General features: G+C 70.8%; 14 protein-coding genes. 5 read left to right on the top strand and 9 right to left on the bottom strand.

Annotated elements, in window-relative coordinates:
* Nucleotides 1-10: 10 nt before the first annotated feature.
* On the bottom strand, nt 11-1,600 hold the full coding sequence (locus tag BLU27_RS13030; protein ID WP_241827943.1) for a glycoside hydrolase family 76 protein: 1,590 nt from the start codon (nt 1,598-1,600) through the stop codon (nt 11-13).
* A gap of 159 nt (nt 1,601-1,759) precedes the next feature.
* On the opposite strand from BLU27_RS13030, the gene BLU27_RS13025 reads away from it, so the two are divergent.
* The gene (locus BLU27_RS13025) at nt 1,760-2,317 is read left to right on the top strand and encodes an alpha/beta fold hydrolase (protein WP_092653647.1); all 558 of its coding nucleotides are present in this window, start codon (nt 1,760-1,762) and stop codon (nt 2,315-2,317) included.
* A 55-nt stretch (nt 2,318-2,372) separates the two neighbouring features.
* The gene (locus BLU27_RS30385; protein ID WP_092653645.1) at nt 2,373-3,008 is read left to right on the top strand and encodes a pentapeptide repeat-containing protein; all 636 of its coding nucleotides are present in this window, start codon (nt 2,373-2,375) and stop codon (nt 3,006-3,008) included.
* A gap of 42 nt (nt 3,009-3,050) precedes the next feature.
* Here BLU27_RS30385 and BLU27_RS13015 read toward each other — a convergent pair whose 3' ends face one another.
* From BLU27_RS13015 to rhmD, 5 genes are all read right to left on the bottom strand, one after another.
* On the bottom strand, nt 3,051-4,499 hold the full coding sequence (locus BLU27_RS13015; RefSeq protein WP_092653643.1) for an FG-GAP-like repeat-containing protein: 1,449 nt from the start codon (nt 4,497-4,499) through the stop codon (nt 3,051-3,053).
* A 19-nt stretch (nt 4,500-4,518) separates the two neighbouring features.
* Nucleotides 4,519-4,914, bottom strand: a complete 396-nt coding sequence (locus tag BLU27_RS13010) for a DUF402 domain-containing protein (RefSeq protein WP_092653641.1) — start codon at nt 4,912-4,914, stop codon at nt 4,519-4,521.
* The gene (locus BLU27_RS13005; protein WP_157728510.1) at nt 4,911-6,014 is read right to left on the bottom strand and encodes a hypothetical protein; all 1,104 of its coding nucleotides are present in this window, start codon (nt 6,012-6,014) and stop codon (nt 4,911-4,913) included. Before BLU27_RS13005 ends, BLU27_RS13010 begins: the two co-directional genes overlap by 4 nt.
* Before the next feature lie 230 nt (nt 6,015-6,244).
* On the bottom strand, nt 6,245-7,324 hold the full coding sequence (locus tag BLU27_RS13000; RefSeq protein ID WP_092653637.1) for a Gfo/Idh/MocA family protein: 1,080 nt from the start codon (nt 7,322-7,324) through the stop codon (nt 6,245-6,247).
* Nucleotides 7,321-8,538 (bottom strand): L-rhamnonate dehydratase, encoded by a 1,218-nt coding sequence (gene rhmD, locus BLU27_RS12995; protein WP_092653635.1) that lies wholly within the window; start codon nt 8,536-8,538, stop codon nt 7,321-7,323. Before rhmD ends, BLU27_RS13000 begins: the two co-directional genes overlap by 4 nt.
* 131 nt (nt 8,539-8,669) lie before the next feature.
* Here rhmD and BLU27_RS12990 point away from each other — a divergent pair, with 131 nt between their 5' ends.
* Entirely contained in the window at nt 8,670-9,497 is an 828-nt protein-coding gene (locus BLU27_RS12990; protein WP_092653633.1) for an LLM class flavin-dependent oxidoreductase, read from the top strand.
* 49 nt (nt 9,498-9,546) lie between these two features.
* Here the strand turns inward: BLU27_RS12990 and BLU27_RS12985 are convergent, their stop codons facing one another.
* Both BLU27_RS12985 and BLU27_RS12980 read right to left on the bottom strand, forming a co-directional pair.
* A complete protein-coding gene (locus BLU27_RS12985; protein ID WP_092653631.1) occupies nt 9,547-9,945 on the bottom strand; it encodes a VOC family protein in 399 nt (132 codons plus the stop codon).
* A 99-nt stretch (nt 9,946-10,044) separates the two neighbouring features.
* A complete protein-coding gene (locus BLU27_RS12980) occupies nt 10,045-11,415 on the bottom strand; it encodes an MFS transporter (protein ID WP_197681826.1) in 1,371 nt (456 codons plus the stop codon).
* 294 nt (nt 11,416-11,709) lie between these two features.
* Here BLU27_RS12980 and BLU27_RS12975 point away from each other — a divergent pair, with 294 nt between their 5' ends.
* Entirely contained in the window at nt 11,710-12,684 is a 975-nt protein-coding gene (locus BLU27_RS12975; RefSeq protein WP_092653629.1) for an aldo/keto reductase, read from the top strand.
* Between the two features lie 114 nt (nt 12,685-12,798).
* Here the strand turns inward: BLU27_RS12975 and BLU27_RS12970 are convergent, their stop codons facing one another.
* The gene (locus BLU27_RS12970) at nt 12,799-13,191 is read right to left on the bottom strand and encodes a PPOX class F420-dependent oxidoreductase (RefSeq protein WP_092653627.1); all 393 of its coding nucleotides are present in this window, start codon (nt 13,189-13,191) and stop codon (nt 12,799-12,801) included.
* Between the two features lie 369 nt (nt 13,192-13,560).
* On the opposite strand from BLU27_RS12970, the gene BLU27_RS29880 reads away from it, so the two are divergent.
* A complete protein-coding gene (locus BLU27_RS29880; protein WP_241827942.1) occupies nt 13,561-20,103 on the top strand; it encodes a glycoside hydrolase domain-containing protein in 6,543 nt (2,180 codons plus the stop codon).
* Nucleotides 20,104-20,148: the final 45 nt, after the last annotated feature.

Here is a 20,148-nt window from a genome sequence, read left to right as displayed (position 1 = left end):
GGATCCCGCGTCAGCCCCGGCTGGGACCGCGGCCCCACAGCGGCGCGATCTGCGCCTCCGTCGCGCTCTGCTGGGTGGCCGCGCTGATCGCCTCGATCGGCCCGGCCCAGTGCACGCCGTACTGGTCGAAGCGGTTCCGGTCACGCAGGTACGACACGGTCGCCTGCCGTTGCAGGTAACGCTGGTACGGCCGCTCGCGCAGCACCGCGTTCAGCTCGCCGAGGTTGCGGACGTAGACGCCCTTGAACGTCGGCCCGTCCGCGCCGCAACCGTTCGGCTCGCACGGCTCGGTCAGCACGCCGTTCGGGTTGAGGTACTCGCTGCCGGTCGAGGCGTCGGCCAGCTCACGCGCCTGGGTGAGGTAGGAGTTGTCCTTCGTCGCCGCGGCCAGCTCGGTCAGCGCCCCGAGGACGATGCCCTGGTTGTAGGTCCAGGTCGTCTGGCCGTTGTTCTGGCAGGTCGTACCGTTCAGGCCGTCGTTGATCAGGTTGTCCGCGTTGATCATCCCGCTGGCCCGGAACCACTGCCAGATGTTCAGCGCCCGGTCGAGGTACTCGCTGTCCCCGGGGATGCGGTTGTGCAGACTCGCCGCGGCCTTGATGAACAGTTCGTTGGTGACGGCGTTCTTGTAACGCTGGTTGACGTTCCACACCACGCCGCCGCCGCAGACGTCGTCGCGGGTGCTCCACATGTAGTCGACGTCGTACTTCGCCGTCTGCAGGTAGCGCTCCTGTCCGGTCAGGTCGTACGCCCTGATCCAGGCAAGTGCCCACCAGCCGGTGTCGTCGACGTAGTCGTTGGTGAAGTTGCCGCCCTGGGCGTGCAGGTTCTTGTCGTAGGTGTTGGCGATGATCCAGTCGTAGGACCGGTCGCCGGTGGCCAGCTGGTAGTCGAGGACGGCGGTCAGCGCGTTCGCGGAGTTCCACCAGCCGGTGGTCTTCCACAGCCCGGTGTCCCGGTTGTACAGCTTGACCAGTGCCTGCACCGCACGCTTGGTGGGTGTCCCTTCGAGGTTCGGGCGTTCCACGCCGGTCCAGGCGGTGCACCGCACGTCGTCGCGGTTGCCGGCCTTGCCGCAGGCGCGGAGTACGCCGGTGCGCTGGTTGGCCGGGTCGTTCACGTTGAACATCGCGGTGGTGGTGCCGCGCTTGCCCGCGGGGATGGTCGCGCCGCCGAGCTTGGTGTCGGCGACCGTCTTTCCGCCGTCGTAGGACCGGTCCAGCCACACCTCGTCGGTGGGGTCGCCGTTGTTGATGCTCGCCCAGCCCATCGCGTCCAGGTCGGACATGTGCAGCTCGATCGAGCGTCCGTAGATGGTCGCTCCGTCGGCCAACCGGTCTTCGCGCGCGTCGCTCACCGGAGCACCGTCGCACAGCGTCCCGCAGACCGGGGCGGCGAGGGTCGCGGTGGCGGGCTCGGCAGGTTTCGCTGCTGTGGCGGGCTTGGCCGCCACCGCCGCCGGGTGCGCGGGTGTGCCGCGGACCGGCTGCGGTGCCGCCGCCGCGGTGCCGGTCAGGACACCGAACCCGAGCGCGAGCGTGCCGGCCGCTGCCAGCACCCGCGGCAGCAGGTGCGAGGACCGGGACGGTGTTTCGGACACGAGTGCCTCCTGTGTGCAGGACTCGGACAGTCCCGGCGAACCTAGGCGCGGTCCGCGTGTGCCCACAAGATCATCGCCGCCAAGTGGCCGGACTCGGATACGCCACGCTCTCCAGTGCGAGGGCGAGCACACCCGCACCGCCGATGGCGACAATGGGGCATGGCTGATCAGAACCGGTTCGAGGCCGACCCCGCCCGGGTCGCGATCGTTCTGCCCGGCGCGTACTACACGCCGGCCCGCCCGCTGCTGCACTTCGCCCGCGCGGTGCTGCTCGCCCGGGGGTGGACGGTGCAGGAGGTGTGGTGGGAGCCCCGCGCACTGTCCGACCGCGCGGCGGCGTCCGGCTGGGTGTGCGACCAGGCGGTCGCGGCGCTGGACCAGGAGAAGGCCGAACGCCTGCTGCTGGTGGGCAAGTCGCTCGGTACGTTCGCCGCTCCGGTCGCGGTCGAACGGAACCTCCCGGCGATCTGGCTGACCCCTTTGTGCGGGGAGCGGCACGTGACCGGAGCCCTGACCGCGACCACGGCGCCGACCCTGCTGGTCGGCGGCACCGGCGACCCGACCTGGAACGGCGACCTCGCCCGCTCCACGAAGGCGCAGGTGCTGGAGATCCCCGGTGCCGACCACGGTCTGGAAACCAAGGCCGATCCGGTCAATTCGGCCGACATCCTTCGCGAGGTGGTGGCGACGGTGGACGGTTTCGTGGCGAGGCTGTGACGGGTCCGGGCGTGGCGTCGATACTGGTCAGGTGCGGTACGGGGGAAGGCGCGCGGTGGCCGCCTTGGTCGTTCTCGCCGCCCTGACCGCGGGCCTCGCGGCCTGCGCGTCCGGCAGCCACGGGCGCAACTGTCCCCGGGCTCAGGCGGGCCCCGATCTGTCCGACAGAACGCTGTCCGGCTCCTCGCTCACCCGCCGGACGATGCGCTGCGCGAATCTCGAAGGGACCACCCTCGACGGCCAGCACGTGAGCCGGGCCACCCTGCGCCGGGCAAACCTGCACCGGGCGAGCCTGGCCGCGGCGAGGCTCAGCCACGTCGACCTCTCCGGCGCCGACCTCACCGACGCGGTCCTCGAGACCGCGACGCTGCGGGGCGTCGACCTGGGCGGCGCGGACCTGCGCCGGGCCGGCCTGCACGGCGCCTACCTGTCCGCGGTGGGACTGATCCGGGCGCGGCTGAACGCCGCGGACCTGAGTCAGGTGACGCTCACCCGGGCGGATGCGACGGGTGCAGACCTGCGCGAGGCGGACCTGTCCGGCGCCCGGATGGTCGACTCCGACCTCACCGGCGCCCGGTTGGAGGACGCCGACCTCTCCGGCACTGTGTGGTCGGACGTGGTGTGCCCGGACGGCTCGCGGTCGTCGGGCCAGCCGCAGACCTGCGTCGGTCACCTCGAGCCCGCCGGGTGACGCCGGAGGAGGTTTCGCACACATCCCTCCGGCTGAGCTCCACTACCTGGAGAGCGAGACGCCGAAGAACGCCCGGGCCGGCGCCGGGAAAGCCAGCGTCTGCGGCGTCAGCACCGGGAACACACCGGGGCCGACCACACCGGTCGTCGTTCCCGTCAGCACCATGGCAAGGCCCTGGTTGGCGTTCGTACCCACGGCCGTTACGACGAGGTCCGCGCGGTTGTCCCGGTTGAAGTCCCGGAAAACCATGGCCCACCCGAACTCGTTACCGGCCCGCACCGTGCCCGGCACGCCCCCGGTGCCCTGCTGGTACGGCTTGGCCGTGGTGAGGTTCAGGCCGCCGGCGGCACCGAGGATCACGGTCGCGTACCCGGCGTCGACGACCGTGCCGATGTCCTCGAACGGCACCCCGATGGCGAGGTCGGCCCGGCGGTCGCCGGTGGCGTCGCCGAGGGCGACGCTGTAGCCGAAGTAGTCGCCCGCTTCCGGGCCGCCCGGGACCCCGGGTGAGTCCTGGTTGATCACCGTGACACCGCGGGTCAGGTTGAGCCCGGACGCGCTGCCGTACCAGACGCGTACCTGCCCGGCGAGAATATGCCCGCCGACCGGTTCGGTGGGGCTGCCCACCGCCAGATCACCGAAGCCGTCGCCGTTGATGTCGCCGATAGAGGCAGCGGTGGACAGCGACGTGGCGATCAGCTGCGACGGCGAGCTGCCGAGGCCGCCGGCGCCGCCGAAGTAGACCTGCAGGACCACCCCACGCGTACGGGAGACGGTGTAGACGACGTCGGAGAAACCGTCGTGGTTGAGATCACCGGACGCGAGCGCGGCGCGCCCGAACAGGGCTCCGCCGGTGGCCCCGAAGTTCTTCAGCACGATGCCACCGGGATTGCTCAGCGTCGCACTTCCGTACATCACCTTGGGCTGGTCGCCGAGAATCGCGAGGTCGGGGAGGCCGTCCCCGTTGAACCTTCCGGCCGCCACCTCGTCGCAGTTGGAGACCACGCGGGAGGCGCGGGTCAATCCCTTGGAGGTGCCGAACAGGATGTAGAGGGCCCCGACTCCCCCAAATCCGTTCTCGGTCTCGGTGGGCGCACACACCGCCAGGTCGGCGAAACCGTCGGCGTTGAAGTCGGCCGAGGCGAGTGTGGATCCGAAACCCTCGTCCTGCTGCGGGGTCCCCGGCACCCAGGGCAGCGACTCGTCGATGCGCTGCCGCTTGGCCGGGTTGAGGGTGGTGCCGGTGCCGTAGACGGTGGGAACCATGCCCGCGAACGGGAACCCGGCGACGGTCGCCTGCGAGCCGAGTGCGAGGTCGACGGAACCATCGCCGTTGAAGTCGCTGGGCGCAGCCACCCTGGCGGGTGTGAGTGCCGGTGTGGGTGTCGCGGCCGGCGTGGCGATCGCCGCCGCGCCGACCATCACCGTGGGAAGGCAAGCCGCGATTGACGTCGCCCACACCCGCCGGGAGACCGACCGCATTCCGGGCATCTCAACCTCAACAAGGTCGTTATGACAGAGGTGCGTCCGAGTGTCCCAGCCGGATTTCTTCGTACGCGGTGAATGACGAAACTCTCCTGCCGGCGACCTCCCCGTCGAAGGGACACGTCGCGGCCGTCATTGCCTCCCGCACGTTCCTGGCCGAACGCAAGGCCGCCTTGGCGATGGCCTCGGGGTAGCCGAGCGCGAAGCGATGCTCCTCGAACTCCTCCTCGTCGAGGACCTCCACGTCGCCGTCCCACGTACGTACGACGTCGAGGTCCAGGTCGACCAGGTGGACTCCGCATTCGTCCACCCGAGCAGGGGTGGTGATGTCGACGTAACAGGAGTAACGCGAAGCCCGTCCGGCGGCCGCCTGCCTGGCATACCAGCGCGCCGCCCAGCCCTGTCCGTACGGCACTGTCATGCGGCGCAGGATCGGCAGCGGCCTCGCCGGCGCAGGTGGTAGGCGAGCGTGGCGGCGCCCAGACCGACCGCCCACAGCGGCCACAACAACCCGGGTGCGATCGTCCCCCAGTTCTCCCCCACGTCGGCCGGGTACACCCCGCCGGTCAGCGCCCGCAGATTGCCCAGTCCCGCGGTGGTGATCAGCAAGGTGACGACGGCCGCGGGGATGACGGCGGTGCGCGGGCGGACGGGCCTGCCCCGCAGGGACGGAATCCAACGGGGATACACCTCGCCCCACCGCTGCACCAGCCCGAGGGTGAGCACCGCTCCACCGAACGCCAGCGTGCCCTCCATGGCCCCGGCCAGCCAGATGTCCGGAGTGTCCTCGGCCTCCACCCGCAGGAACTCCGCTGTCACACCGAAGGGGATGCCGAGGAACCACGACCATCGGATCACCGCGTAGAAGAGCGGCATGATGACCGCGGCACCCACGGCCCAGCGCCCCCAGCGGGCCGCGGCGGCCGGCGTCGTCCAGAAGGCCGCGCCCCGGCCACGGCCGCAGTGTGCGCAGTTGTGTCGCCGACGGCGCTGGTACGCGAGCGTGGCGGCCGCCCAGCAAAGACCACCGAGCATCAGCAGCAGCTGGTTCAGCACCGGCCAGGTGAACATGCCCGGCCCGAACACGCTGACGCCCTTGGGCCAGCCGAACGGCGCGCCCACGGCGAGCAGGGGCAACCTCGCCACCCCCATCAACGGGCGCACGTCCGGTACACCGACGGCGAGAGGCACGGCCATCGCCCAGCCGAACCAGACCGACGGGATACCCGCCCTGCCGCGCGGCCAGGTCCGGGCCATCGCCGCGGCGACGACCACACCGGACAGGCAGACGACGGCGATCACCGGTGCCAGGCTTCCGGCACTGGCGTTCTCCAACGGCGAGACGCCCACGCTGTACGGGTCGGCCCCGAACGGAAAGCCCGCGCCGCCGAGCGCCCAGAACACTCCCAGCAAGCCGTACGCCAGCGACCATCCGGCCGCGGCCCATCCCGCCCACGCGGGCCACCGCGCCCACAGCGACGGCCGAGCGTCAACCGTCACTTGCTCTGCAAAAGGACTCATACGGTCGATCGTGGCCGCACGCGCAGGTGCCCGGATCGGCCGAAGGGCAGAACCCAGTGCCCGTGAACGTCCGCCACCTCAGCCGTTCGGCACAGCATCAGTCAGCATCAGGCCCTGCGTTCACCTACGTCTCGGTCCGCCAGACGTGGTGGGCAGGTCCGTCGCCGGGCAGCGCCTCGCCGGCCCGGACTCGGGTGCGCCGGCCAGGCCGGCAGCCGTGAACGGCGCGGTCAACGGTCGGTGCGCTGCGCGAGAGACCTGCAGGCCTCACCTCGGCGTGGCACGCGTTCGGCCCGCCCTGTCGCCGCCGAACGGTACGCCGCATCCAGGAACGCCACGGTGGCGGCCGCGAGGTCACCGGGCGCACGGTTGGCGCCACGGCCGGCGAGCAGCTCGGCGAACGCGCGAGCCGGCGCGCCTGTCGGGTACGCCGGGCCCTCGCTGGGCGCCGGGCACTCGACCCGTTGCCCGCCGGCGCGCACCAGAGTGGCCGCCCCGGTCGCGAGATCGTGGAACGCCGTGCCCCGGGTGCCGTCGTAGTGGATGCGGTGCCGGGGCGGCTGGCCGTCCACGGCGGTCCCCGTCGAGGTGACGGTGCCGAGGCCGCCGCCGGCGAACCGGAACGCCATCACGTCCACCAGGTCGACGGGCAGCCCGCGGTCGTCCTGGTAGCAGAACACCTCCTCGACCTCCCGGCCGGTCGCCCAGATCACCGCACCCATCAGGTGCGTCACCTGGGTGTGGCCCTGTCCGCCGCCGGAACTGGCCGGGTCGGCGTACGTCGTCGGGTGCGGCACGTCCGCGTCAGCGGGGTCCTCGCCGCCTCCGAACAGCGACTGAGTGGCGGAGTTGAACTGGGCGGCGACACAGACGAGCTCGCCGATCTCCTCGCGCACCGCGTCGCGCACGAACGCGGCGGCCGGGGTGTGGTGGTAGGTGTAGCCGACGGTCAGCTGCAGTCCGCGGGACTCCGCGAGGTCGACGAGCTCGAACGCCTCGGCCGCGCTGGTGGTGAGCGGCTTCTCCACCAGCACGTGTACGCCTGCCTCCAGCGCGGCGCGTGCGAGGGCGTGGTGGGTGGTGTGCGGGGTGGCGATCACCAGGCCGTCGACGACATCCGCGGCGAGCAGGTCGGCGAGGTCGACGAAGACATGGCGTACGCCGAACCGCGCGGCGACCTCCCGTGCCCGTTCGGGTTTCGGCTCGCAGATCGCGGTCAGCTGCGATCCCTGGTGGGCGGCCAGTGCGGGAAGGTGTGCCGTGCTGGCCCACCAGCCCGTGCCCACCACACCCACGCGCGGCTTCGTCATCGCGCCAATCCCGGCAGCTCGGGTACGGCCGGCACGAGCTCGACGTCGGGGTTGAGCGCCAGCCCGAAGCCGGGTTTCTCGCCCACTGTCAACCAGCCCTTGTCAGGAACGTCCTCACCGAGCAGCAGCGGGGCGTGCTGGGGCGCCAGGTGCTCACCGTCGGCGGACAACACCGGGAACTCCGCCAGGTCGCCGCCGGGCTGGGTCACCACGAAGTGGTAGTTGGGCATGCCGCACGTGTGCGGGATCACCCGTACGCCGTACACGCGGGCGACCGCGGCGATCCGCAGCACCTCCGTCATCCCGCCGCACCAGCCGAGGTCGGGCTGGATGACGTCCACCCCTGCCTCGCAGAGCAGCCGGAACCCGTTCGCGGTGTACTCGTGCTCGCCGGTGTTCAACGTCATCGTCGGCGGCATCCTGTCCCGGATCCGGCGCAGGCCCGCGTAGTCGTCGGGTGGCAGCGGCTCCTCGATCCAGGTGAAGCCCAGCGGTTCGACGGCGTGCGCGAGGCGGACGGCGTAGTCGACGTCCAGCGCCATCCAGCAGTCGTACATCAACGGGAAGTCGGCGGGCACCGCGTCGCGGGCCTCGCGGGCCAGCGCGACGTTGTTCCGGAACCCCGCCTCACCCTCCGACGGGCCCCACACCAGCGGCAGCTTGGCACCCGCGAACCCCAACCGGGCGGCGGTTTCCGGCCGCGGGCCGGTCGCGTAGACCTGGACGGCGCCCCGGATCCGGCCGCCCAGCAATGCGTGCACGGGTTCGCCTACGACCTTGCCGTGCAGGTCCCAGATGGCCAGGTCGACGGCCGAGATCGCGTGCAGCACAAGGCCCTTGCGGCCGTAGCGCAGGGTGCTGGAGAACATCCGGTCCCAGGTACGCGAGTGGGCGCTCGCACGTTCGCCGACGACCAGCCGGGCGAGATGCTGCTGGATGACCGCGGCCGTCGCCAGCCCCGCCGTCGTGGAGACACCGACCGCCCCGGACTCCGACTCCACCTCCACCACGACCGTGCCACCGTCGGCGGCGCCGATGCCCGCGTCGCGGTTGTCGCGGAACTCCGCGTACTTCGTCATCGGGTTGGCGACCTTGCCGCCCAGCCAGTGATCTCGCCGGACCGGCTCCCGGTCACCACCGTCGTGGCGAGCGGACTCGGACTTCTCGGCGCGGACGAACGACGTACGGACGTCGACGATGCGGTCAGCTGTCACGGTGCCACTGTTCGTTGGCTGCTCTCACCCTGTCCAGGGTGCTGGCCGTAGCTGGACCGGCGGCGGCAACAGGTGGCCGAGCAGGACTGGCTGCCGATGTCGGTGTCGATGGTGGCCGCTATCTTCCGCGCATGCGATTCTCGGTGACGACCGGAGCTGCCGGGCCCGGACTCGACCCGGCCGGACTCGCCCGGCTGGCGGCGCAGGCCGAGCGATCAGGCTGGGACGGGTTCTTCCTCGAGGACTACCTCGTATACCAGGGGCGAACGGACGTGCCGACCTACGATCCGTGGATCTGCCTGGCCGCGATGGCGGTGGCCACGACCCGGATCCGGCTCGGCACGACCGTCACCCCACTCCCCCGTCGCCGTCCGTGGAAGCTCGCGAGTGAGGCGGTGTCGGTGGACGTGTTGTCCGGTGGCCGGCTGATCCTCGGAGTCGGCAGCGGCGACGGGAACGAACCCGGCTTCGGTGCTGTCGGCGAGCCGGTGCACCCGCGCGAGCGAGCCGAGCGGGTCGACGAGGGGCTGGCGATCATCACGGGGTTGTGGACCGGCCGGGCCGTTCGCCACGAGGGAGCGCACTACCGCGTCGACGGGCTGCGCTACGCCGCCAGGCCGGTCCAGCGGCCGCGCATCCCGGTGTGGATCGGTGGCGACCTGCTGGCGCCGGGCGTTCGCCGGCGGATCGCCCGCTGGGACGGGTGTTGCGCCTACAAGGGGCCGCCGCAGGCGAGCGAAGGCCCGATCACTCCCGCCGACGTCCGGGACCTCCTGGCGTTCGTCGCCCGCGAACGCGGGCACTGCGAAGACTTCGACGTGAAGGTCAGCGGCATCGACGATCCGGACGGGATCGCCGCGCTCGCCGACGCCGGCGCCACCTGGTGGGGACGCTGGCTGGCGCCCGGCGACCCCGCCAGGATCGAGGACGCGATCCTGGCGGGCCCGCCGCGGGTGTGAGCGGGACCGGAGGGCCGATCCGCTAACCGTTCAGCGGGCCCGGGCCCTCTCAGCCGGCGAAGTCGGGTGGGTCCTGGTGGAGCATCCACACGTGGCCGAATGGATCCCGCAGGCGGCCCATCCGTCCGTAGGGCGAGTCGCCGACCGGGAAGACCACAGTGGCGCCGGCACCCTCCAGTTGTGCCGACGCCGTGTCGGCGTCGGAGACATACAGCGTGAGGATCACCGGCGAGCCTTCCAGCCCGGCCGGCCCCATGTCGGGAGAGCCGGGATCCTCGTCCTTCAGGGTGATCGCCACCGACCCGAACCGGAGTTCGGCGTGCACGATCTTCCCGTCGTCGTCGGCGAACCGAGCGACCTCCTCTGCGCCGAACGCCTTGCGGTAGAAGTCGATGGCCGCGTTCGCGTCGGAAACGATCAGTCTGGGCAACAGGTTCTGGTAGGTCATGGCTCCATCATCGCCCGCCGGCCCGGCGCGGCGATTGTAAAAAACCGCAGCCCTTGCGCAATCGCGCCTTGACGCGAAGCCGGAGAGGTCGAGCAGCCGCTAGCCCGGCGCGGTCGAGCGTTCGGACTCGATCTGCTCCAGCGACTTACCGGACGTGTTGGGCATGAAGAAGTACCCCACGACTGCGCTGACCAACAAGAACAGCGACAGCAACGCCGCGACCGGCCGGATCCCCGCGGTCGCGAGCGTGGGGACGAACAGGCTCCACACGCCCAGACAGGTACGCGCGACACCGAACGTGATGCCCTGCGCCGTACCCCGCAACATGGTCGGGAACAGCTCCTGGCTGAACACCTTGTAGAACGCCTCGCCGGCCAACGCACCGCCCACGGCGAAGAGCACGATGTTGAGGATGATCACCGGCACGGTGAACGGGAACACCAGGTATGCGCCGTACGCCACCACCTGCATGACACCGCCGGCACCCCACATGATGCGCCGCACCCGGTGGGAGTGGTCGGCGTACTTCATGAACAGCAACGGCGTGGCGATCATCCCGATGGCGAAACCCACGGCTGACAACGCGACGCTGGCCGCCTGGCTGCCCGCGTGCAACGTCTTGATGATGTACGGAGTGAAGATCCCGCCGGTGCCGGCGGCGATGTTCCAGAACACGTAGATCGTCGCGGTCCACACCAGCGCCCGCAGGTTGGCACCGCCGAACAGCGCCCGCACCCGGTGGTGTGGCGGCACCTGCTTACCGCCGTCGGAGGCCGACTGCCAGCGCGGCGACTCGGTGAGCCGCCGGCGCAGCGCCCAGGTGACCAGCGCGACGACGAACAGGTGCAGGAAGACGATCCGGATGCCCAGCAGGTCCAGCGGCGCGAGCAGGTAAGCGAGGATCAGCACGATCAGCGGCCCGGCGCCCCAGGCGACCTGGGTGAAGCCGAGCAGCTTCCCGCGGGCCTTCGCCGGGGAGAACTCCGCCACCAGGGCGAGCGAGGTCGGCACGTCGGCGCCGACAGCGATGCCGACCACCAGGGTCCCGACGAACAACATCGGTGCGTTGAACGCCAGCGCGATGCACAGGATGCCGAGGGCGTACACCAGCAGGTCGTACTTGTAGATGCGTTTGCGGCCGAGCTTGTCACCGAGCCGTCCGCCGATGAAGGCGCCGATCGCGCAGCCGATGGCGTTCGGACCGATCGCGGCCAGCGCTCCCACCGCACCGCTGCTCAGGTGCAGGTAACTCTGGAACAACGCGAGCCCGGCGCCGAGGGCAACGATCGAGCCTGCGTCGAGATAGGACGCCATCCCGGCCAGGACCGACCAGGTCCACTGCTGGCGGCTGACGGCCCCGTCGGCCTGCTCGCCGCGCTCCTGCTCGCGCGGGCGCTCGTTCCGGCGCTGGTTCTGGTGCTGGTTGTGGTGACCGTCCTGGTGCTCACCGCGCGCCTGTCGTGGTTCCACTGCGACTCCTCGGGTTGGTCGAGGTACGTCGGACTCCGGATTCCCACCCCCGGGCGTAGGCGAGGCTAGCGCCGGACCGACCAACTGGCGCGAGCCCTGGGCGCCGGACTGTCCGGCCGGATGAGGACAGCGGGCCGGTGCCGGTCAGCGCAGTGAGGGCGCACCGCGGCCGGGAACGGACGCCGTCACGGGTTCGAGCCGGCGCCGGTTCTGGTAAGGACCTGGTAGGCAGGCGACGTACCACGAAGCGCCACCGAAGCACCACCGAACCACCACCGCACCGATGGAGACGACATGACGATCCCCACACGTACCCTCGGACGCTCCGGCATCTCCGTGAGCCCGATCGGCTTCGGCTGCTGGGCGATCGGCGGGCCGGCGTTCCGCGACGGCAACCCGATCGGCTGGGGGAAGGTCGACGACAACGAGTCGGTGGCGGCGATCGAGGCCGCCCTGGACGCCGGGATCACGTTCTTCGACACCGCGAACGTCTATGGCGCGGGCCACAGCGAACGCGTCCTCGCCCGGGCGCTGGCCGGCAAGCGGGACCGCGTGGTGATCGCCACGAAGTTCGGCAACCTGATCGACGAGGGGGCTCAGCAGGCCGTCGGCCGGGACGCCTCCCCCGCCTCGATCCGCGCGCAGTGCGACGAGAGCCTTGCCCGCCTGGACACCGACGTGATCGACCTCTACCAGTTCCACATCGGTGACTACGACCCCGAGCAGGCCGAGGACGTCGTGGCCACACTGGAGGAGCTGGTCCAGCTCGGCAAGATCCGGTCGTTCGGGTGGAGCACCGACGACCCGCGGCGGGCGGCGGTGTTCGCCCGCAGCGAGCACTGCGCCGCGATCCAGCTGCACGCGAACGTCATCGACGACAACCCCGAGATGGTGAAGCTGATCGAGTCTGAGAACCTCGCCGGCATCAACCGCGGGCCGCTGGCGATGGGCGCGCTGACCGGGAAGTTCAACCGGGACACGAAGTTCGCCGACGACGACGTACGCCGGCGGTTCGACTTCGCCGGCAAGGAGGGGCGCACGCTGGACGCGCTGGAGCACATCCGCGACGTGCTCACCTCCGGCGGCCGTACGCTCGCCCAGGGCGCCCTCGGCTGGCTGCTCGCTCGCAGCGAGGCGTTCGTCCCGATCCCCGGTATCCGCACGGTGGCCCAGGCGCAGGACAACGCCGGTGCGCTCCGCCACGGTCCGCTGTCCGCGGAGCAGATGGCCGAGATCGACACCGCACTGACGTCGCTGTCACTGCGCTGAGTCCGGTTACCCGGGCCGGCGTACGCAGAACGCCCGGCGGTCAGGTGACCGCCGGGCGTTCTGCTGTGTGGGCTCTGTTCTTCAGGGCATCGAGTTCAGGGCTGTCGATGCCGGTCAGAAGCCCCAGACGTGGTACTGCTCGACGTCCATCAAGGCGGTCACGCGAGGGTGGTCGCGGTTGGGATACTGGTTGCCCGTGTAGTGCCTGGACAGCCGGTCGATGACGGCCAGCTCCGGGTCCGGCTCCAGCGTCACCGTGCCCTGCAGGCTCACGTGGCGGTACCACGAGTCGCCGTCCAGGACGGTCAGCGAGACCCGCGGGTCGGCGCGCAGGTGCTCGAGGCGCTTGCGGGTCGCGTCCAGGTTGAGCAGGACCCGTCCGTCTTCCCAGATGTACCAGGTGGCCACCGACACCGGCGTACCGTCCGGGCGCACCGTGGCCATCACGGCCGGGTTGGGCCTCTTCAGGATCTCTTCGACGTCGGCGGGCACGGGCGGCTTCGGCACGGCAACTCCTTCCCTCGGGGAAACACCACGTCGGTGGCGTACTGATCGAGCCAACCACCTGGCGGCTGCGGTTCTTCCACCGGGCCGCATCCGAGTGTCGCCACGTCCTCGCACCCCGCGGCCGGTCCCGGTCGAGATGGTCACGGGTACTACGCGTTCCGCGATCACTCTTGTACGTTCGGCGACCAACGCGGCACGTCTTGCTCGCACCGTGTTCCCGAAGTAGCCCCGCCGCCACGCCGCATCTCGCCGCATCGCCGCATCGCCGCCACCACGCTTCGCCTGGTCCGGGTCGGCGCGCCGTACGTTCGGCGCCGCCCAGGACATGCCTGTCCGCATCCTCGGCCGACATCCAAAGAGGGCCCGCCCATGCCGCGCTCACTCGCCTCGATCCTCACGCCGACTCCCCCGCGTCGGCACCTGCTCGCCGTGTGCACCGTGCTCGCCCTCCTCTTCGGCACCATCGCCGGCTCCGCGGCCGCACACGTCCCGACCGCGACGGCCGCGACCGCGCACCTCGCGCCCACCGGCGCCACGTCCGCGCACGCCGCGACCAGCCGCGTCCCCGCCACCGAGGCGGCGGCCGCCCGGACCGCGCCGGGCCAACGCGACTACGTGAGCCTGGTCGACCCGTGGGTCGAGGCCGACATCGCCCGCTACTTCTTCTTCCAGTCCGCGAGCAACCCGTTCGGCTTCGTGAAGCTGCGCCCGGACACCAGCACGAACAGCAGCGGCGGCACCGGCTACCGAACCACCGAGCACGAGGTCAAGGGCTTCAGCCACATCCACGACTGGCAGTTCTCCGGTGTCCAGGTGATGCCGACCTCGGGTGCGAGCGTGCCGAAGACCGAGGGTGACACCGGCTGGCAGTCGCATGTGGAACACGACACGACCGAGGTCGCCGAACCCGGCTACCACAAGGTCCGTCTGGACCGGTACGACGTGGACGCCGAGCTCACCGTCACCGACCGGGTGGGCATGCACCGGTACACGTTCGGCCGGGCCGGGCAGAGCGAGATCATCGTCAACCTCGGCGGCCTGCTGGGCGAGGCGGTGATGAAGGACGCCCATGTGACCAAGGTGAACGACCACGAGATCGAGGGATACGTCGACCAGCACGGCGGCGCCTACGCGGAGCACGACACCCGGCTGTTCTTCGTGATCTCCTTCGACCGGGCGTTCGACTCCATGCGGGGGTGGGCGGACGGCAGCCTGGCCCGTGGCGGCGCTCCGCTCGAGGAGCTATCCGGCGACAACATGGGTGTGTACGTCCGGTACAACCAGCTCTCGGCGGGCGACGTGGTGCAGCTGAAGGTGGCGCTGTCGCTGACCGGCACCGCCGGTGCGCGGAAGAACCTCCGGGCCGAGCTCCCGGGCTGGTCGTTCGACGAGGTGAAGAACGCCTCCCAGCGGCACTGGAACGACATGCTGGGCCGGATCGACGTCGGGGGCGGCACCCACCAGCAGCAGGTCAAGTTCTACACCGACCTGTTCCACGTACTGTGCGGGCGCAGCGTCGTCAGCGACGTCGACGGCAAGTACATGGACGACACCTGGAACCACAACTCGGTCAGGCAGATCCCGCTGGGTGACGACGGCCGGCCGGACTTCGCGATGTACAACTACGACGCGCTCTGGCTCACCCAGTGGAACCTCAACTCCGTCCTCGGCCTGGCCTACCCGGAAATCTACAGCAGCTTCGTCAAGTCGCAGTTGCGGATGTACGAGGACGGCGGGCTGCTCCCTCGCGGACCCGTCGCCGGCAACGACTCGCTGATCATGACGGGTTCACCCGTGACGTCGTTCATCGTCGGCGCGTGGAACAAGGGGATTCGCGACTTCGACCCCCAGCTCGCCTACCGCGCGATGATGGACGCCCAGTCGGTGGGCGGCCTGTTCGACAAGGGTGCCCTGGAGTACTCCGGGTGGAGCGGTGCGGGCGGAATCCGCAGCTACCTCGACCGCGGATACGTCCCGTACCGGTCCGGTGCCGGGCTCAACGGCGGGGCCGGTCAGACCCTGGAGTACGCCTTCCAGGACTGGACGTTGGCGCAGTTCGCCCGCGAGCTGGGTGAGAAGGGCGTGAACGTCGCACAGTACGCGAAGGTGCGCGCGTCCACGCAGGCCTCCGACGCCGACTACGCGGCCGAACGGGCGATCGACGGTCGCCCGATCCGCTCCGGCGGCAAGGACGGGCGCAACGTCGAGTGGGCGTCGGCCGGCGAGCAGCACCCGTGGGTCGAACTGCGCTGGGACCGGCCCCGGACGTTGCGCACGATCGTGCTGAGCGACCGGGCGAACCCGGACGCGAACGTGAACTCCGGGCGGTTGACGTTCAGCGACGGCAGTTCCCTCGACGTCGCCGACGTGCCGGACGACGGTGAGCCGCTTCGGGTGGACGTCGGTGGGCGGAAGGCGTCCTGGGTCCGGTTCGAGGCCATGGGCGGCTCGGGGCCGTCGGCCGGTCCGGGTGTCGGGCTGAACGACATCGAGGCGTGGGACGACACCGACGCCTACACCTACCTGCGGGAGCGTTCCAGCAACTGGCGCAACCTGTTCGACGCCGCCACCGGGTTCATCCGGCCGAAGAACGCCGACGGCACGTTCCTCGCCGACTTCGATCCGTTGAGCCCGAGCGACTTCGTGGAGGCGAACTCCTGGCAGGCGACGTGGTTCACCTCCCACGACGTCATGGGCCTGGCCAACCTGATGGGCGGGGAGACCGCGTACGCCGACCGACTCAACTACGCGTTCGAACGCTCCCGCCCGGCGAACTTCATCGGCGTCTACGGGCAGGGCTACGTGAGCTACGGCAACCAGCCAGGCCTGCAGGTCGCGCACCTGTTCAACTACGTCGGCAAGCCGTGGTTGACGCAGTACTGGGTGCGCCAGGTGAAGGAACACACGTATGGCGCGACCTCCACCACGGACGGGTACGGCCACCACGACGAGGACCAGGGTCAGATGGGTGCGATCAGCGCCCTGATGGCGATGGGGTTGTTCGAGGTGACCGGTGGCGGGCACGCCGATCCGGTGTACGACATCACCTCGCCGGTGTTCGACGAGATCACCATCACGCTGAACCAGAAGTACTACAAGGGAAAGCGGTTCCGGATCCTCACCCACGGCAACAGCGCCGACCATCCCTACATCCAGCAGGCGAAGCTGGACGACCGCCTGCTCACGTCGTCGTGGTTCCGGCACAGTCAACTCGCCGACGGCGGCACGCTCGAGCTCTGGCTGGGGGCGACTCCCGACAAGCGGTGGGGCACGGGCAAGCTCCCCCCGTCGGAGTCACCGTCGCAGGGAAAGCGGCCGACCTACGCGACCGGCATCGCGATCGAGGGGCCGGACTCCATCCGGGAGCCCTACGGAAAGGTGCGCTACGACGCGGTGTTCACCCCCGAGAACACCACCTGGCAGCGGACGTACTGGAAGGTGACCGAACTGGACGGCTCACCCACCGACAAGGCCGAGATCGACCAGGACGGTCTGCTCACGGTCAACCGCCGCGACGGCCAGGTGCTGGTCACCGCGACGAACTCCGACAGCGGGCCCACGATCCGCGCGTGGAGGAAGGTGACGCTCGACCTGGACGTCGGACTGCTGCGTGGCAACGCGGCACGGTGGCCGGGAGTGACCGCGACCGCGTCGTCGGAGTACAGCGACGGCTACCGGGCCGACAAGGTGCGCGACGGCGTGATCGGCTCCAAGGACGGCGGTGACTGGGCCTCGCGCGGCGAGCGCGAGCCGTGGGTGCAGCTGGACTGGGACAAACCGATCCGCGCGGACCGGATCGTTCTCTACGACCGGCCGGGCGACGACGACGCCAATGCCGGCACGCTGACGTTCAGCGACGGCAGCACCATCCCGGTGTCGGGCCTGCCCGTCGGTGGCGGGCCGAAGACGGTGACGTTCGAGCAGAAGACGTTCACCTGGGTACGTTTCCAGATCCGGGGCGGCACCGGGCTCAACCCGGGCATGTCCGAGATCGAGGTGTACGCCGTGCCCTCCGCGCCGGACGCGCCGAGGGACGTCTCGGTCGAGCGCTCGGGAACGCAGGCGAGCGTCTCGTGGCGGCCGCCGGCCTTCGACGGCGGCGCGCCGATCACCGGCTACGTCGTGCGGGCCTACCGCGGCGGGCAGGTCACCGACACCGTGGAGGTGCCCGAGACCGCGAACGAGGCGGTGGTGACCGGACTGTCCGACCCGAAGGCGTACGACTTCACCGTGGCGGCCCGCAACCTCGTCGGCACCGGACCCGAACGCGGTGAGCCCGTCCTTGCCACGGGTATCGAGATCGCCGGCCCCAGGGAGGTGGCCCAGCCGTACGGCTCGGTGCGGTTCACTGCTGAGTTCACCCCCGCCGACACCACCCGGAAGGAAGCCACCTGGGCGGTCACCGAACCGGACGGGTCGCCCACCGACAAGGCCGAGATCGACCAGGACGGTCTGCTCACCGTCAATCACCGCGACGGCGACCTGCTCGTCCGGGCCACCGCGGCGGACGAGGGCCACGTCAGCGCCACCGCCGCCGTGACCATCGCACTCGACCCGGAGCTCGCCCGCGCCAACGCCGCCCGGTGGCCGGGCGTCACCGCAACCGCCTCGTCGCGGTACGACGCGAACTACGGTCCCGCCCGGGTGCACGACGGATTCGGCGCGGGCTCCGGAGAGTGGGCCTCCGCCGGTGAACAGAACCCCTGGGTGCAACTGGCATGGGCGCAACCTGTCCTTGCCGACCGGATCACGTTGTACGACCGGCCCGGGGTCGACGACGCGAACGGCGGCACGTTGAGCTTCAGCGACGGAAGCACCGTGCGGGTCAGTGACCTGCCCGGCGACGGGAAGCCGCTGGCGGTGGACTTCGCGGCAAGGACGTTCACCTGGGTGCGGTTCCAGGTCGAGGGTGGATCCGGCCCCAACGTGGGCCTGGCCGAGTTCGAGGTCTCCGCCCGGCCGTCGGTGCCGACCGTCCCGCTCGACGTGACCGCCACTCCCGCCGCGGGCACGGAGGGCGCGGCCACGGTCTCGTGGGTGCCGCCCGCGTTCGACGGCGGCACGCCGCTGACCGGTTACGTCGTCACGCCCTACCGCGACGGCACCGCACTGGACCCGGTGCGGGTGGAGGCGGGAGTGGAGAGCGCCCGCGTGCCCGGCCTGGCCGCCGGTCAGGCGTACGAGTTCACGGTGGCGGCCACGAACGTCGTCGGCACCGGTCCCGCGTCCGCCCGCACCGACCCGGTCGTGATCCCTGCCGGCACGGCCGTCGCGTCGGTGAGCCGGGAGCCGGCTGTCCGGGAGACGGCTGACCGGGAGACGGCTGCTCGGGAGACGACCGGGCGGGTGCTGGCCTTCGGCCACTCCTACGTCGCCGGTCTGGGCGCGTCCCGGCCGGACCGGGCCTGGCCGGCGATCGTGGCGGCGCAGACCTGCCGCCCGTTGACCAACCGGGCCGTCTCCAGCAGCCTCTCCGCCCAGACCGAGGAGCAGTTCCTGCTGGCGGCACCGGACCTCCGGCCCACCGATGTGGTCGTGGTGGAGACCGGCATCAACGACGTCCGGTTGTACGGATCCGACCCCCAGCGGCTGAGCGAGTATCGCAGCCACCTGCGGTCGATCGTGTCCCACGCACGCACGGCGGAGACCGGACGGCCCGTCCCGGTGGTGTTGGTGGCCGATCCCGGGATCGCTCCCACCGCCTGGGACCAGTACGCGCCGTACGACAAGGGCAGCCAGGAGGTCGCCGACGCATACGCGCAAGTCGTGCTTGACGTGGCGCGGGAGTTCCCGAACGCGCACGCGGTGGACGTACGCGGCACGTGGTCGGCGTCGCGGCACATCGCGGCGGACGGCGTACATCCCAACGACGCCGGTCACGCGCTGATCGCCGGCGCGGCGCAAGCCGCCCTTGACGGCCAGGATCTCGGCCTGTGCCTGCCCGTGCGACGCATCGAGATCGCCGGGCCGGACGTCATCGCCGAGCCCTACTCCTCGGTGCGGCTGACCGCAACCTTCAGCCCGGAACGCTCGCTGCACAAGGCCGTCTGGGCCGTCACCGAGCCCGGCGGCCCGCCGACCGACAAGGCCTCGGTCGACGCCGACGGCGTGCTGACCGTCCGGGACCGCGACGGCGACGTGCTCGTGTCGGCCACTGCCACCGACGGGTCCGGCGTGCGGGCGACGAAACGGATCCGACTGGCGCTCGACGTGGGACTGCTGCGCGGGAACGCCGCCCGCTGGCCGGGGGTGACCGCGACGGCCTCGTCCTCCTACAACGACAACTACGGGCCGGACAAGGTACGTGACGGCGTGGTCGGCAGCCCCGACGCGGGTGACTGGGCGTCGGCAGGCGAACAGAACCCGTGGGTGCGGCTGAGCTGGGAGAGAGCGGTCACCGCGGACCGGATCGTCCTGCACGACCGGGCCGGCATCGACGACGTGCACGGAGGGACGCTGACCTTCGACGACGGAAGCACCGTCGCGGTGCGCGACGTCCCGCCGGACGGCGCGGCCGCGACGGTGACGTTCGCCCCGAAGACCTTCAGGTGGGTACGTTTCCAGGTCGAGGGCGGGAGCGGTCCCAACGTGGGGCTGGCGGAGTTCGAGGTGTACGCGCTGCCCTCGCCACCGGACGCGCCCACACAGGTGTCGGCGGCAGCGGACGCACGCAGTGCCACGGTGACGTGGAGGCCGCCGGCGTTCGACGGCGGAGCTCCGCTGACCGGGTACGTCGTGACGCCCTACCGCGACGGCACCGCGCTGGATCCGGCAACCGTCGCCGCGGACGTCACCGAGACGACGGTGCCCGGCCTTTCCGCCGGTGTCGCGTACACCTTCACCGTCGCGGCCACGAACCTGCTCGGCACCGGCCCAGCCTCCTCCCCCACCGCCCCGGTGACCCCGAGCTGACCGGTGCGTTCGCGAGGCGGTCGGCGAGTCCCTGCTCGGCGCAGG

The organism is Actinopolymorpha singaporensis (genome assembly GCF_900104745.1).
In the GTDB taxonomy this organism is placed as follows: Bacteria; Actinomycetota; Actinomycetes; order Propionibacteriales; family Actinopolymorphaceae; genus Actinopolymorpha; species Actinopolymorpha singaporensis.
Note: the sequence above shows the minus strand (reverse complement) of the source record. Positions and strands in the feature narration are given on the sequence as shown.